The organism is Paenarthrobacter sp. TAF1 (assembly GCF_052113825.1).
In the GTDB taxonomy this organism is placed as follows: domain Bacteria; phylum Actinomycetota; class Actinomycetes; order Actinomycetales; family Micrococcaceae; genus Arthrobacter; species Arthrobacter nicotinovorans.
The window spans coordinates 309,997-325,226 of sequence record NZ_JBFRDO010000005.1 but is presented as its reverse complement, the minus strand read 5'-3'; the positions used below and the strand labels follow the sequence as shown (position 1 = coordinate 325,226).

Genomic DNA, 15,230 nt, shown 5'->3' with positions numbered 1-15,230 from the left:
CCTCCAGCTAGGGCGATTGCACCAGCCCTTCCCACGTCACGGTCCAGTCTTCGGGGAACCCGGGAGCGTTCCGCTCGGGTCCGTTGTCCCAGCCGGCCGCCATCAGTGCCACAGCGGCCAGGAGACCGCCGTTGCCCGGCAAGTACAGCGGCAACGAATCAGTCTGGCGGTTGTGGCCGTTGGGAAGCACGGTGTTCTTTCCCGCATCAAACAGCAGCGCCTCCACCGCGGCCTCGGGATCTCCCAAGCGCGCAGCGGTCATCGCCATCACTGGATAGTCCCACCCCCAGGTACTCGCCCAGTCCCAATCCGCCAGCACGTCCTTCAAGGTGGCCCGCATGATGTCAGGATCGATCAGCTCGGTCCGGGGGAGGACACCCAGTGCGCACAGCATTGACGGGTGGTCTGTGCGGATGGTGAAGGGTTCCACGTCGATGGCTGCGTAGACGCCGTCCACCACCCTTGGCGCCACCATCGCCTTCGCTACGACGGACCATTCCTCCACAGGGTCCAATCCCAGCCGTTCGCGCCAGGCAGCAGCTGTTTCCAGGCCCCATCGCCAGTACGCCAGCTCAAAAGTTGGATTGGTGACCGATGCCCTGATGGAGCCGTAACTCTCCTGTGCCGGGATCAGGGGTGGACCCAGCTCGAAGCCCCGCTGGGTCGGGTGTGCAAAGCCGGCCATGAACGCGGCCGACTCGAACACGATCTCCGCGAACTCCTCCAGCACATCACGGCTGGGATTGGCCCGGTACACCAGTTCGGCAAGGTAGATCGGATGCGGCTGCTGCCAGATCAGGAAGGTGCCGATCGGGCTGGGGCTCTCCCGCCCGTCCGGACCTACCTGCTTGGGCCAGCGGACGCCGTCGAATCCTTGTGCCTTGGCCGTTTGCCGCGACACCTCCAGGATGCTTGCGTACCAGCGCAGGGAAGGCAGAAGCAGCTCCACCCGGTTCCAGTGTGCGAAATGCGCCGCATGCCACCAGTGCATTTCCAGGTGGAAGCGGCCGCGCCAGGAATTACAGACGAGTCCCGTCTCCTGCGGCGGCAGCGAACCTGAACAGTTGATCGCCGTCAGGTACTGGGACAGCACGATCCTGCGTTCCAGCTCCTTGGCCCGTGGATCCTCCGTGGCATGGAGTTCCACGGCACCTCCCGTGGACCAGAACCCGGGCCAATGGGCCGAGGAGGCCGCGGCAACGCTGCTGCCCGGAGAAAGCACGACGCCGGTACGTGCCGTGGTGGCGCCGCCCTGGTCCGGCGCACGGTCACCGGAGCTGTGGTCACCCCGCGGAAGGCAGTCGCCGTCGCCGGAAGAGCGGAAGGAGATGCTGAAGTCGAGGACGCCGTTGGTGACGGGGTGGGCTGGACTTCCCGGGAGCACACGCAGCCGGTGCTCTTCCGTTTGCTCCACGGTGAGGTCCGGGCCGGTGATCAGGACCTGGTAGCGCGATTCGTCCAGCTCCCGGTCAGCCGTCCACACAGTGGAACCAGCATGTAGATCGGATGGCGTCCCACCAGCCAGGACGGTCCGGTGTGCCCCCGGGTTGTTCCAATCGGCCGCGTCATGCCATGCACCCGAGCCGTAAGGGAAGGCGACGCCCACCACCAAACCGGCCCCGAGGGCAGGCGACTCCACACGGAAGCCGAGCTCGTCGCGGTCCGGGTGGCACGCCGTCGTGACCTTGACGGGGTGCCCGGCGAGGAAGAAGCGGCTGGTGACCACTCCGGTCCACAGGTCCAGCGTCTGCACGGTACGCGTGAGTTCCCCGGGCTGTACCTCGCGCTCCACACCGTTCTCGAGCCAGCGGAGGCTGACGCGGCCCAGATCGAGCCTGTGGGAGTTGGCACGGAGCCAATCTTCGGCTGCGGATGTGTTGGTCTCGCGGTCGTTGACGATGTCGCCCACCATGTCGACGTAAGGGACGGGCCCGCGCGGCGAATCGTAGAGGACGGTGGACCCGGCGAGGTCGTAGGGTTCCGCCGGCGGAATGGTGTGCCAGCCCCACTGCGATTGCGTGCCCAGTAGTGTGCCTGCCGGAAGGTTATCGCGGGAAGCAACCGGGTAGGCATCTGGCAGCGTCTGGAAACCGGTGAGGTCCATGGTGAAGGCAAATTCGCCGTTGCCCACGGATACGGGGCTCCGGGAATCCAGTTCCTGTTGGTGGACGTTATGGCGCCGCACGAGTGATTTCCGGTCGATACCGCCGGGGGAGTGCGGCCCACCCGCCGGCTCCAGCACGACAGTGTCTTCAAGTTCCCGCAGCGGGAAGAACGCCGCCCGTTCGTGGGGGCTCTTGTTGGGCTGGTGCAATGTCAGGAACAGGCTGCCGTCCAGTTTCCGGCCGATCATGCCGTGGCCGCCGTCGGTGCTCCACAGGGGTTCCACCTCCTGGATCCAGGGGCCAAGGACGGTCCCGGATTCGCTGTGCGCGATGCCCATGGCATATCCGTTGTGGGCAAAGCTGGACCACAACATGATGAGCTTGCCGGTGGCGAGCCTGTGGAGGAACGGACCGTCGGTGACGTACACGGGGCCTTCCTTGGCTGCGCCGGATGCCTGCTCCAAGGCTCGCGACCATGGAGCCCCGGAGGCGGTGAACAGCACCACCGGTTCTCCCTCGGATGTACGCAGGTCCGGACTGAGGCGTTGGGCGACCATCCCGCCGTCGTTGACCTGCTTCCATTCGTGGCAGAAAACCATCCAGGGGACGCCGTCGTCATCAAGATGAAGCGTCCCGTCGAGGCACTCCCAATCCCGGGGCGTGACGGGGCCGTCGCTCCATGGTTCATAGGGTCCGTGCGGGGCCGCAGCTGAAAGTATTTGGGTCCCACGGGTGTGACCCGGAGCGGTGAAGGTGGCGAACATGAAGAAGCGGCCCTTGTACTCATGGACTTCCGGCGCCCAGTACTGCTCCTTGCTCCAGAAGTCCGGAGCAGGACGGAAAGCCGGGTACGGGCCCTCCCAGTCCACGAGGTTGCTGCTTCGGTAACAGTCGAACCCGGTAGCTGGTCCGGACCAGATGTTCCGGTCCGTGCTGCCGAAGAGCAGATACTCCTGCGAGCCGGGCAACGTCAGGACATAGGGATCCCGGATCTGAATCTGTTCCAAGGGCTGTGACACGGCGGGCTCCTCTGGGGGTGAATAGTTCAAGCTCAAAACTATTGACGAATATACACCGCCTTGATACGTTTCAGGAACCGTTTTCTCAAGGTTGAAAGAAGCTTACCCAATGACGCGTAAATCCCTCCGAAGTATTCGCAAATCCCTGGCCTTCGTGACGGCCGTGGGCATGCTGGGCCTGACCGCGGCCTGCTCCAGCCCCTCATCAAACCAGCCCGAAGACGGGCCCGTGGAGATCCGCTTTTCGTGGTGGGGCAATGCGTCCCGCGCCGAACTGACCAACAAGGCAATCCAGGAATTCGAGGCCGCCAACCCCAATATCAAGGTCAAGCCCGAATACGGCGACATCAGTGGCTACTTCGACAAACTGGCCACGCAAGTGGCTGCCAACGATGCTCCCGATGTGATCACCATGGGTGGTGCCTACCCGGCCGAATACGCCAACCGGGGTGCTCTCCTGGATCTGTCAAAAGTCCAAGGCTCGCTGGATCTGTCGAAGCTGGACCAGGGCGCCCTGGAAAACGGCCAGGTCCAGGGCAAGCAGTATGGCGTCTCCACAGGTGCCAACGCGCTGGCGGTTGTAGTGAATCCTGCTGTCTTCCAGGCAGCCGGCGTAGCCGTCCCGGATGACAGCAGCTGGTCCTGGGACGACTTCGCCAAGACCGCCTCGGAAGTGACGGCCAAGAGTCCCAAGGGAACGTACGGCACGGCCACCGTCCTCACGCACGACTCCCTGGACGCCTTCGCCCGTCAACGCGGCAAGTCCCTGTACACCCAGGATGGCCAGCTGGGGCTCGACAAGGACACTGTGCAGGACTACTTCGACTTCTCGCTGAAGCTCAGCGAATCCGGCGCGGCCCCCAGCGCGTCGGAGACCGTGGAGAAGCTCAATGTCAGCACGGAGCAGACGCTGATGGGCATGGGGCAGGCTGGCATGATGCTTACCTGGAGCAACTCCCTTTCAGCACTGAGCAAGGCTTCCGGCGCGGAGCTGAAGCTGCTCAAGCTCCCGGGCGAAACTCCCACCCCGGGCATCTGGCTCCAGTCTTCGCAGTTCTACACGATTTCGGCCCGCAGCAAGCACACTGATGCCGCCGCCAAACTGGTGAGCTTCCTGGTCAACAACGAGGCCGCCGCCAAGATCATCCAGAGCGACCGCGGGGTGCCCAGCAACCCGGGCATGCGCACGGCCATCCAGGACCTGCTCACTCCCCAAGGCAAGGTTGAGGCCGCCTACATCGACCAGATCGGCAAGATGGACTTCGCGCCGACGTTCATCGGCCCCACCGGTTCCACGGCGGTTTCGGAGATCACTGCGCGCATCAACACCGATGTCCTGTTCAAGCGCCTGACTCCTGAGAAGGCTGCCGAGCAGTGGCTCAGCGAGAGCAAAGCGGCCATCGGCAAGTAGCCAGGAGCAACGCGGGGTCACTTTTGGCCCGTCCAGGGGTGGAACATGGGCCACAAGTGACCCCGCGTTGCTTTAGGAGACTTCCAGGTAGGGGTCGGCCCACGCGCCGATGATCCGCGCCACGCGCGCAGCCTGGCCCTTCCCCGTGAGGAGGTGCTCGCTGCCCTCCAGGGAGATGAAACTCCGAGGGTGCCGGGCGGTTTGGAAGATCTCGCTGGCGTTGTCGATACCCACCGTATTGTCCGTGGGGGAGTGCATCACCATCAGCGGCTTGTGGAGCGTCCGGATGCAGTCGCGCAGGTCAGCGCTTTCGACGTCCTCCACAAAGTGGCGGCGAACCTCCATTGGACGCCCTCCCAGGTCAACCACGGCGCTGCCGTCGCGCAGGATGGAGTCAATCTCGGTGTCGAACATGTGCTCCACGTGCTTGGGCTCGTAAGGCGCCGCCACGGTCACGACAGCGTTGAGGCCGGGGATGTCGCGGGCAGCGGCGAGGACGGCTGCGCCACCGAAGGAATGACCCACCAGCAGGGAAATCGCGCGTCCCTGCTCACGCATGAAGGCTGCGGCCAGGATTGTGTCGGCCACCTTGACGCTGAACGAGCCGGCGGACCATTCGCCACCCGAGCCGCCAAGTCCGAGGTTGTCGAACCGGAGCATCCCTACTCCCTGCTCAGCCAGGCCCTTGCAGATCCGTGAAGCGGCCGGGCTGTCCTTACCCAGGGTAAGACCATGCGAGTAGAGGCCCCAGCCGCGGACCGGTCCCTCGGGCACGTCCACAATTCCGGCCAGCGTATCGCCGGTGCTTCCCGTGAAGGTGATCTTCTCAGAGCGTGACACGCTGGTCTCCTTGCGTTGCGATGTGTGGTTGCGGGAGTTGATTAACGACGACGGCGCCCCTCACCTGCAGAGGTGAGCGGCGCCGTCGACGTGCTGTTCTTCGAGGAACGGCTGGTTAGATCTTGCGGGCCAGGATGGCTTGCTTGACCTCAGCGATTGCCTTGGTCACCTGGATGCCGCGGGGGCATGCTTCCGAGCAGTTGAAGGTGGTACGGCAGCGCCACACGCCTTCTTTGTCGTTGAGGATCTCAAGGCGCATGTCGCCGGCGTCATCACGGGAATCGAAGATGAAGCGGTGTGCGTTGACGATTGCTGCCGGGCCGAAGTACTGGCCATCGGTCCAGAAGACCGGGCAGGACGAGGTGCAGGCTGCGCAGAGGATGCACTTGGTGGTGTCGTCAAAACGCTCACGGTCCTCAACGGACTGCAGGCGCTCCTTGGTGGGCTCGTGGCCCTTGTTGATCAGGAAGGGCATGACCTCGCGGAAGGACTGGAAGAAGGGTTCCATGTCCACGATCAGGTCCTTCTCCACCGGGAGGCCCTTGATCGGCTCGACGGTGATGGGCTTGGACGTGTCCAGGTCCTTCAGCAGCGTCTTGCAGGCGAGGCGGTTGCGGCCGTTGATGCGCATGGCGTCGGATCCACAGACGCCGTGGGCGCAGGAGCGACGGAAGGAGACGCTGCCGTCGATTTCCCACTTGACCTTGTGCAGGGCGTCCAGCACACGGTCCGTGCCGTACATGGTCAGCTTGTAGTCGTCCCAGCGCGCTTCTTCCGAGATCTCGGGGTCGTAGCGGCGCACGCGGAGCGTGATGTGGAACGTGGGAATTTCACCGTCGCCGGCAACACTCGCCGGAAGCTCGATCTTTGATGCGGGCTCTGCCATTTCGGTCGTCATTAGTACTTACGCTCCATCGGCTCGTAACGGGTGAAGATCACGGGCTTCGTCTCCAGACGGATGCCCGCAACGGATTCCGCCGAGGAGGCGGCAGTGACGGACGTGTCCAGGTAAGCCATGGAGTGCTTCATGAACTTCTCGTCGTCGCGGTCCGGGAAGTCCTCGCGGTAGTGGCCACCGCGGGACTCTTCACGGTGCAGAGCACCGACGGTCATGACCTTGGCCATGTCCAGCAGGAAGCCCAGCTCCACTGCTTCCAGGAGGTCCAAGTTGAAGCGCTTGCCCTTGTCCTGGACGGTGACGTTCTTGTACCGCTCTTCGAAGGATGCGATGTCACGAAGGACCTGCTCCAGGGATTCCTTGGTACGGAACACCTGCATGTTGGCGTCCATGGTGTCCTGCAGTTCCTTGCGGATCTGGGCAACACGCTCGGTGCCGGTGCCGCTGAGCAGGCCATCCAGGATGCCGCGGGTCATTGCTTCGGGGTCCTCGGGCAGCTCGACGAAGTCGGCCGTCTTGGAGTACTCGGCAGCTGCAATGCCTGCACGCTTGCCGAAGACATTGATGTCCAGGAGCGAGTTGGTGCCAAGGCGGTTGGAGCCGTGCACGGAAACACAGGCAACCTCACCGGCGGCGTACAGTCCGGGAACGATCGTGTCGTTGTCCTGGAGTACCTCGGTGGTGATGTTGGTGGGAATGCCGCCCATGGCGTAGTGCGCTGTGGGGAACACGGGGACGGGATCGGTGAACGGTTCCACACCCAGGTAGGTGCGGGCGAACTCCGTGATGTCCGGGAGCTTGGCTTCGATGTGGGCCGGCTCGAGGTGGGTCAGGTCCAGGAGGACGTAGTCCTTGTTCGGACCACAACCGCGGCCCTCACGCACCTCGTTGGCCATGGCGCGGGCCACGATGTCACGGGGAGCGAGGTCCTTGATGGTGGGGGCGTAGCGCTCCATGAAGCGCTCACCTTCCGAGTTACGCAGGATGGCACCTTCACCGCGTGCACCTTCGGTGAGGAGGATGCCCAGGCCTGCAAGACCTGTCGGGTGGAACTGGAAGAACTCCATGTCTTCCAGCGGAATGCCGCGGCGGAAGGCGATGCCCATGCCGTCGCCCGTGAGGGTGTGGGCGTTGGATGTGGTCTTGAAGACCTTGCCCGCGCCACCGGAGGCGAACACGACTGACTTGGCCTGGAAGACGTGCAGCTCGCCCGAGGCGAGGTCGTAGGAGACCACACCGGCGACACGCTTCTGCTTGTACGGCGTGCCGTCTTCGCGGACGGCGTCTTCCTCGACGATCAGCAGGTCAAGGACGTAGTACTCGTTGTAGAACTCAACGTTGTGCTTGACGCAGTTTTGGTACAGGGTCTGCAGGATCATGTGGCCCGTGCGGTCGGCTGCATAGCAAGCGCGACGGACAGGAGCCTTGCCGTGGTCACGGGTGTGGCCACCGAAGCGGCGCTGGTCGATGCGCCCTTCAGGCGTGCGGTTGAATGGCAGACCCATCTTTTCCAGGTCCAGCACGGCGTCAATGGCTTCCTTCGCCATGACCTCGGCTGCGTCCTGGTCAACCAGGTAGTCGCCACCCTTGATGGTGTCGAAGGTGTGCCATTCCCAGTTGTCTTCTTCGACGTTGGCCAGTGCTGCGCACATACCACCCTGGGCCGCACCGGTGTGCGAGCGGGTGGGGTAGAGCTTGGTCAGTACCGCTGTGCGTGCACGCTGACCGGACTCGATCGCGGCGCGCATGCCGGCGCCACCTGCACCGACAATGACGACGTCGTACTTATGGACCTGCATACCAGATGCTCTCTCTTTCAAAAATTCAGATGGTCGGCGGAGGCTGCTCCGCTACGTCAGGCGGGCCGGCAAGCCGGCCACGCCAATGCGGCACGGGCCGCTACGGGGCCGGGCAGAATCCGCCAGGAAGCTGAACGCCGTCGACGACGGGGCACGGGTTGAACGTGAAGATCACCAGGGTGCCGAGGATGATGATGACCAGCGTGGCTGCGTAGAGAACCATCTTGAGCCAGAAGCGCGTGGAATCCTTCTCGGCGTAGTCGTTGATGATGGTGCGGACACCGTTGGTGCCGTGCAGCATGGCAAGCCACAGCATGGCCAGGTCCCAGAACTGCCAGAAGGGATCGGCCCACTTGCCGGCGACGAAACCGAAATCGATGGCGTGGATGCCTTCGCCTACCAGCAGGTTAACGAAGAGGTGGCCGAAGATCAGCACCACCAGGACGATGCCGGAGAGGCGCATGAAGAGCCAGGCGATCATCTCGAAGTTGCCACGGCTGGAGCCGGTGCGGTTGTACTTCGGGGCGATCTTTCCGCTGCGCGGAGATTCGATGGTTGTCATGGCTTAGTGGCCTCCCAGCGCGAGGGAAAGGTGGCGGATGGCGAAGCCGGCGAACGTGACCAGCCACAGCGCAAGCACGACCCAGAGCATCTGGCGCTGGTACTTTGCGCCCTTCTTCCAGAAGTCGATCGCGATCACACGCAGGCCATTGAAGGCGTGGAAGATGATTGCGGCGACCAGGCCCGTTTCCCCCAGGGCCATGAGGGGGTTCTTGTAAGCACCAATGACGGCCGTGTAGGCCTCAGGGGACACGCGCACCAATGAGGTGTCCAACACATGGACCAACAAGAAGAAAAAGATCACTACACCGGTAATACGATGTCCAACCCAGGACCACATGCCTTCACGGCCGCGGTACAAGGTGCCAGCTGGTTTTGTCGGCACTGATTAAACCTTCCTGCAACACAGCGGCGCTGGCATGGGATCCACGCGGGGGGAACGCCTGCTGCGAGAGCACTCGTAGCTCACGCCTAAATCTAGGCTTCGCTCAGAGCATATTCAATTTAGGACGGGCTTCTCTGCGTGTTAATTCCATGTTTCCTGCCCGGATTCAGGCGATTTTGGATACTGTCTGAGACGAACGCCACATGCGTGGCGTTCTGCGGAGCTTACCGCTTGCGTCGGATAAAGTGTTGCGGTGAGTACAGAAGACGCGAAATACCCGGAATCGCCCATGAACCGCTTCCATGCGGTTATTCCGGCGGGCGGTGTGGGGACCCGGCTATGGCCGCTCTCGCGTGCCGCCGCGCCTAAGTTCCTGCACGACCTGACCGGGTCCGGCAGCACCTTGTTGAGGGCTACCTACGACCGCCTGGAGCCACTGGCCGGCGAACGCGTACTGGTAGTGACGGGCGAGGCCCACCGTGCGGCTGTCTGCCGCCAGCTCCCGGAAGTTGGGGACGACGAATTGGTGCTCGAAAGCGAGCCCAAGGATTCAGGTGCGGCGATCGGTCTGGCCGCTGCCATCCTTTACCGCCGCGATCCGGAGACCATCATGGGGTCCTTCGCCGCTGACCACGTGATCAGCCCCGACGACCTGTTCCAGGAGACTGTCCGGGAGGCGATCTACACCGCAGCCACGGGCAAGATTGTCACCATCGGCATCAAGCCCACCCACGCCTCCACGGGCTTCGGCTACATCCGTTCGGGCGCTGCGCTCAACGTTGACGGCGCTCCGAACGCGCTGGCGGTGGCCGAATTCGTGGAGAAGCCCAGCCAGGAAGTTGCCAACAAGTACGTCGAAGCAGGCGACTACGTTTGGAACGCGGGCATGTTCGTGGCTCCCGTCGCGTTGATGCTCAAGCACCTTGAAGCCAACCAGCCCGTACTCTTCGCCGGCCTCCAGGAGATCGCCGAGGCCTGGGACACCCCGCAGCGGGCTGAGGTTACCGCCCGTGTGTGGCCCACCCTGCCCAAGATTGCGATTGACTATGCAGTAGCCGAGCCCGCAGCGGCAGCCGGCGACGTCGCCGTCGTGCCTGGCACCTTCCGCTGGGACGACGTTGGCGACTTTGCCGCGATCGGTCGCCTGAACAACGCCGGCGACGTCGACGAAGTGACGGTTCTCGGCGAGGGCGCACGCGTGTTCGCGGAGGATGCCAGCGGTGTGGTGGTCTCGGACACCAAGCGTGTGATCGCCCTGATCGGTATCAAAGACGTGGTCATCGTGGACACCCCGGATGCCCTGCTGGTCACCACGAAAGAGCATGCCCAACTGGTGAAAGGCACCGTTGACGCCCTGAAAGCCAGCGGCGACACGGACGTCCTGTAGCCCGAGCCTTATACCGTGAGCCACCTCTTTGCTTGTCCTGCGTCTGAACGCGGCGTAACCAAGAGGTGGCTTTCGGTCTTCAGGAGCCCCGGATGGCTAGAGTTGTGACGTGCGCAATTACACGACTGAAACCGAGCCCGCCCCCGTTGTGAGTCCCTGGGTTGATGAGCTGCTCCCCGGGCTCATTGAGTTCCGCCGGGACCTCCATGCGCACCCGGAACTGTCGTTCAAGGAATTCCGCACCACGGACAAACTGGTGGAGCGGCTCGAAGCAGCCGGACTCAAGCCGCGCCGGCTCGAAGGAACCGGGCTCACCGTCGACGTGGGGGAGGGTCCCATCGCCACGGCTCTTCGCGGGGACATTGACGCTTTGCCGATCATCGAGGAAACCGGCCTGCCGTTCGCCTCCAAGAACCACGGCGTGACGCATGCCTGCGGACATGATGTCCACACCACTGCGATGCTGGGCATTGCCCTGACACTCCAGCGGATGCACAAGAACAACCCGCTGGGCGGCACTGTGCGGATCATTTTCCAGCCCGCCGAGGAAACGATGCCAGGCGGCGCGTTGTCCTGCATCGAGCAGGGGGTGCTTGAGGGCGTGCCGCGCATCCTGGCACTGCACTGCGACCCGAGGATCAACGTGGGCCAGATCGGCACGCGCATCGGCGCCATCACGTCAGCGTCGGACACCATCAAAATCGAGCTCTCCGGCCGCGGCGGACACACCTCCAGGCCGCACCTGACCGAGGACCTGGTGTTCGCGTTGGCCCAGATAGCGGTGAATGTTCCCGCAGTGCTGTCCCGCCGGGTGGACGTCCGCAGTGGCGTCTCCGTGGTGTGGGGACAGATTTCGGCAGGTTCGGCGCCGAACGCCATTCCCGGTACGGGCTACATGGCCGGCACCATGCGTTGCCTGGACCGCGATGCCTGGCACAGTGCGGGCGAGTTGCTGGACGACGTCGTCAGGCAGGTCGCTGCGCCCTACGGCGTGGACGTGCACCTGGAGCACACCCGCGGCGTGCCTCCCGTGGTGAACTCCGAGCATGAGACGGCCCTCATCGAAGCCTCTGCCCGCGCGGAACTGGGGGAGAACGCTGTTGTGCTCACCCCGCAGTCCATGGGCGGCGAAGACTTTGCGTGGTTCCTGGCGGACCTGCCCGGCGCCATGATGCGCCTGGGTACGCACACCCCCGGCGGCGAGGAATACGATCTTCACCGCGGCGACTTCATCGTTGATGAGCGCGCCCTTGGCTACGCTGTCCGCGTCCTCACTGCGGCTGCACTCCGTACCATCCGCGACCTTCCCCAGTAGTCCAACCGGGGGACAGCAGATGTCCCGTTGAGCCCTCTTTGGAGCATTCGCTGTCCCTTGCTTGGGCAGCCTGCCTCCAATTGAGTTGTGCACAATTGAATTGTGCACTATCGTTTTATCCATGAGTGATGCACCCCGCCTCCGCCACCAGGTCTGCTTTGCGCTGTACTCGGCATCAAAGGCCGCGACGGCGGTCTACCGCCCCGTCCTCGACGACCTCGGCCTGACCTACCCGCAGTACCTGGTGATGCTGGTGTTGTGGGAGCAGGAGCCGCGAAGTGTCCGGGAACTCGGTGCCGAACTGGGGCTGGACTCCGGAACATTGTCGCCGTTGCTAAAACGGCTTGAAGGCCTGGGGCTCGTTGAGCGGAAACGCTCCGCCGAGGACGAACGCCGCGTGGATGTGGTCCTGACCGCCGCCGGAACAGCGCTGAGCGCCAAGGCCCAGGCGGTGCCCCAACGGTTGGCCGACGCTGCCGGACTCTCCGCAGCCGAAATCGAGCAGCTCCACGCAACTCTCGGCAAGCTCACCGCAGCCCTGAACAGCTCACTTTGAGGCCCTGAACAGCTCACTCTGAATTTTTCCAAGCCATCCCATTCCCGAAGAGAAACGGAAACACCATGAAGACTCTCTACACAGCGGAGGCGCTTGCCTCCGGCGAAGGCCGTGACGGCAACGCCCGCACCAAGGACGGCAAGCTGGATGTAGCCCTCGCCAGCCCGGTGGAACTCGGTGGCAACGGCCAGGGAACCAACCCCGAGCAGCTTTTCGCAGCCGGCTATGCAGCCTGCTTCCACTCGGCGCTGCGGCTGGTTGGCCGCAAGGAGCGTGCCGACGTCAGCGACTCCGCCGTTGCGGCGAAGATCCACTTTGGCGCGCTGACCGACAGCGAAGGCTACGGCCTCGCTGCCGAACTCGAGATCGCCTTGCCTGCCCTGGACCGCGAAACCGCCGAAGCCCTGATGGCCAAGGCGCACCAGATCTGCCCCTACTCCAACGCCACCCGCGGCAACATGAACGTTGACCTCAAGCTCGTGGAGTTCGCAGCATGAGCGCCGTAGCAGGCACCCCGGTGCAGACCCGCGAAATCCACCTTGCCTCCCGCCCCGTCGGCCGTCCGGCGCCGGAGAACTTCCGTCTGGCACAGGCTGAACTGCCGGAGCTCGCTGAAGGCCAGCTCCTGGTGAAGAACCAGTTCATGTCCGTGGATCCTTACATGCGCGGCCGGATGAACGACGTCAAGTCGTACTCGGCACCGTTCCGCCTCGATGCAGCGCTCGACGGCGGTGCCGTAGGCGAGGTGATCGCGTCCCGTTCGGACGCGCACAAGGTGGGTGACGTCGTCGTGCATCAACTGGGGTGGCGCGAACACGCGGTGGTTGACGCTGCGGCCACCACGCCGGTGCCGGGCGGACTCGCTCCCACCTCGGCCTTCCTCGGCGCGCTGGGCATGACCGGCCTCACGGCCTATGCCGGCCTGCTGAAGGTTGCCGAGTTCAAAGAGGGCGACGTCGTGCTCGTCTCCGGAGCGGCCGGTGCCGTCGGTTCCATGGTGGGCCAGATTGCCAAGGCCATGGGCGCCTCCAAGGTCATCGGCAGCGCCGGTTCGCCGGAAAAGGTCGCACGGCTGCTGGAACTGGGCTTCGACTCCGCGTTCAACTACAACGATGGTCCCGTCCTCGAGCAGCTCCAGGAAGCTGCAGGGGAGCGCGGCATCGATGTGTACTTCGACAACGTTGGCGGGGAGCACCTCGAGGCCGCCCTGGCAACGCTCACGGTAGGCGGACGCGTGGCAATGTGCGGTGCGATCGCCCAGTACAACTCCACCGAACCTCCGGCAGCGCCGCGGAACATGGCAGTGGCGATCGGCAAGCAGCTGACCCTTCGCGGGTTCCTCGTCGGCGGGCAGCGCCAGCATGCTGCCGAGTTTGCCCAAAAGATGGCCGGATGGCTTGCCGACGGCACCATCAGCTACGACGAGACGATCGTTGACGGCTTGGAAAATGCGCCCCAGGCGTTCATTGATTTGCTGGATGGAGCCAACACAGGAAAGATGCTCGTCCGCTTGTGATGCGACAGTAGCCGGGTGTGACTTGCACACCCGGCTACTGCTTGGTAACAAAAAGTCAACAATCTGAGCGGCAGGCCGCCTTTGTGCTATCCGGGTGTGTTCCAGGCCACTAGGGTGGTGTCATCAATGCGCTTCGGCGCAGCTGCGAGCATCAGTGAAAACAGAATTTCTGCCTCAGGTATAGGAAACGGACACTCATTGACCATCCGTCGTAGCGCCAATCACTTTCTTCCTGGAGGAAAATTGAAGAAACCACTGCGTGCCACCCTGAAGCGCGGTTCAATGGCCGGTGTTGCAACCGTCGGCGCAGCAGCGCTCCTGCTGACCGGCTGTGGCCAGGCCCCCGACGCCGGATCCGGCGCCGCCACCAAGAGCGACTTCCTCGGATGCATCGTTTCCGACTCCGGCGGATTCGACGACCAGTCGTTCAACCAGTCCTCCTTCGAGGGACTGAAGAAGGCCGAAGCAGATCTGGGCATCCAGACCAAGTCGGCCGAATCCAAGGCGAACAGCGACTTTGAGACCAACCTCAACGGCATGGTCTCCGCAGGCTGCAACCTGACTGTCACGGTGGGCTTCCTCCTGGGCGACGCCACCAAGGCCGCTGCCGAAAAGAACACCGACAAGCACTTCGCGATCATCGACTTCGCGTACGACGCCCCGATCGCCAACGTCAAGCCCGTCGTCTACGACACCGCCCAGGCTGCATACCTTGCGGGCTACGCCGCTGCTGCAACCACCAAGACCGGCAAGGTGGGAACCTTCGGCGGCATCAAGATCCCCACGGTGACGATCTTCATGGATGGTTTCTACGACGGCGTCCAGGCCTACAACAAGGCCAAGAACAAGAACGTCCAGGTTGTCGGCTGGGACAAGAACACCCAGGACGGCTCCTTCACCGGCGACTTCGAGAAGCAGGACACCGGCAAGCAGGTCACCATCAACCTCCTGGACCAGGGCGCGGACATCGTCATGCCCGTCGCCGGTCCGGTTGGCAAGGGTGCCGGTGCCGCGCTTAAGGAAGCCAAAGCCGCCGGTAAGGACGTCAAGCTGATCTGGGTTGACTCCGACGGCTACCTGACGGCTCCCGAATACAAGGACCTCATGCTGACCTCCGTGGTCAAGCAGATGGGCGAGGCCGTCGAAACCGTGGTGAAGGACGACAAGGACGGCAAGTTCAGCAACAAAGCCTACGTTGGCACGTTGGAGAACGACGGCGTGGCCATTGCCCCGTTCCACGATCTCGACTCGGCTGTTTCTGCAGAAACCAAGTCCGAACTTGACGCTCTGAAGGCGGATATCGTCTCCGGCAAGCTCGTGGTCGAATCGAAGGCAAGCCCCAAGAAGTAAGCAATTCCTGGACGCGCCGCCAGTACCGAGCCCCGGTACTGGCGGCGCGTTTTTGCCCTGACTAGGCTGAACCCAAAGCTCGTTGCTT

General features: G+C 63.5%; 13 protein-coding genes and 1 pseudogene. 7 read left to right on the top strand and 7 right to left on the bottom strand.

Going from position 1 to position 15,230, the window contains the following annotated elements:
- Positions 1–7 precede the first annotated feature (7 nt).
- Positions 8–2,203 (bottom strand): hypothetical protein, encoded by a 2,196-nt coding sequence (locus tag AB4Y81_RS09650; protein WP_441995793.1) that lies wholly within the window; start codon positions 2,201–2,203, stop codon positions 8–10.
- Positions 2,204–2,308: 105 nt separating this feature from the next.
- Positions 2,309–3,124: pseudogene (locus tag AB4Y81_RS09645) on the bottom strand (glycoside hydrolase family 43 protein); the annotation flags it as partial.
- A gap of 109 nt (positions 3,125–3,233) precedes the next feature.
- On the opposite strand from AB4Y81_RS09645, the gene AB4Y81_RS09640 reads away from it, so the two are divergent.
- Positions 3,234–4,535 carry an ABC transporter substrate-binding protein gene (locus AB4Y81_RS09640; protein WP_018777250.1) on the top strand — a complete coding sequence of 434 codons (1,302 nt, stop codon included), beginning with the start codon at positions 3,234–3,236 and terminating at the stop codon, positions 4,533–4,535.
- A 72-nt stretch (positions 4,536–4,607) separates the two neighbouring features.
- Here the strand turns inward: AB4Y81_RS09640 and AB4Y81_RS09635 are convergent, their stop codons facing one another.
- The 5 genes from AB4Y81_RS09635 to sdhC form a co-directional block, all read right to left on the bottom strand.
- Positions 4,608–5,375 (bottom strand): alpha/beta hydrolase family protein, encoded by a 768-nt coding sequence (locus AB4Y81_RS09635; RefSeq protein ID WP_018777251.1) that lies wholly within the window; start codon positions 5,373–5,375, stop codon positions 4,608–4,610.
- 115 nt (positions 5,376–5,490) lie between these two features.
- Positions 5,491–6,273 (bottom strand): succinate dehydrogenase iron-sulfur subunit, encoded by a 783-nt coding sequence (locus tag AB4Y81_RS09630; protein WP_018777252.1) that lies wholly within the window; start codon positions 6,271–6,273, stop codon positions 5,491–5,493.
- On the bottom strand, positions 6,273–8,072 hold the full coding sequence (sdhA, locus tag AB4Y81_RS09625) for a succinate dehydrogenase flavoprotein subunit (RefSeq protein WP_018777253.1): 1,800 nt from the start codon (positions 8,070–8,072) through the stop codon (positions 6,273–6,275). Before sdhA ends, AB4Y81_RS09630 begins: the two co-directional genes overlap by 1 nt.
- A 100-nt stretch (positions 8,073–8,172) precedes the next feature.
- Positions 8,173–8,634, bottom strand: coding sequence for a succinate dehydrogenase hydrophobic membrane anchor subunit (locus AB4Y81_RS09620; RefSeq protein WP_017197835.1), 462 nt, complete (start codon positions 8,632–8,634; stop codon positions 8,173–8,175).
- 3 nt (positions 8,635–8,637) lie between these two features.
- On the bottom strand, positions 8,638–9,018 hold the full coding sequence (sdhC, locus tag AB4Y81_RS09615) for a succinate dehydrogenase, cytochrome b556 subunit (protein WP_018777254.1): 381 nt from the start codon (positions 9,016–9,018) through the stop codon (positions 8,638–8,640).
- Positions 9,019–9,307: 289 nt separating this feature from the next.
- On the opposite strand from sdhC, the gene AB4Y81_RS09610 reads away from it, so the two are divergent.
- The 6 genes from AB4Y81_RS09610 to AB4Y81_RS09585 all read left to right on the top strand — a co-directional run bounded on the left by AB4Y81_RS09610 (position 9,308) and on the right by AB4Y81_RS09585 (position 15,142).
- Positions 9,308–10,405, top strand: coding sequence for a mannose-1-phosphate guanylyltransferase (locus AB4Y81_RS09610; protein WP_018777255.1), 1,098 nt, complete (start codon positions 9,308–9,310; stop codon positions 10,403–10,405).
- A gap of 109 nt (positions 10,406–10,514) precedes the next feature.
- Positions 10,515–11,720 (top strand): amidohydrolase, encoded by a 1,206-nt coding sequence (locus tag AB4Y81_RS09605; RefSeq protein WP_018777256.1) that lies wholly within the window; start codon positions 10,515–10,517, stop codon positions 11,718–11,720.
- Between the two features lie 121 nt (positions 11,721–11,841).
- Entirely contained in the window at positions 11,842–12,276 is a 435-nt protein-coding gene (locus AB4Y81_RS09600; RefSeq protein ID WP_018777257.1) for a MarR family winged helix-turn-helix transcriptional regulator, read from the top strand.
- A 65-nt stretch (positions 12,277–12,341) separates the two neighbouring features.
- Positions 12,342–12,773, top strand: a complete 432-nt coding sequence (locus AB4Y81_RS09595; RefSeq protein WP_018777258.1) for an organic hydroperoxide resistance protein — start codon at positions 12,342–12,344, stop codon at positions 12,771–12,773.
- On the top strand, positions 12,770–13,792 hold the full coding sequence (locus AB4Y81_RS09590) for an NADP-dependent oxidoreductase (protein ID WP_441995723.1): 1,023 nt from the start codon (positions 12,770–12,772) through the stop codon (positions 13,790–13,792). Before AB4Y81_RS09595 ends, AB4Y81_RS09590 begins: the two co-directional genes overlap by 4 nt.
- Positions 13,793–14,035: 243 nt before the next feature.
- Positions 14,036–15,142: a BMP family lipoprotein gene (locus AB4Y81_RS09585; RefSeq protein WP_018777260.1), complete on the top strand. Its 1,107-nt coding sequence runs from the start codon at positions 14,036–14,038 to the stop codon at positions 15,140–15,142.
- Positions 15,143–15,230 lie beyond the last annotated feature (88 nt).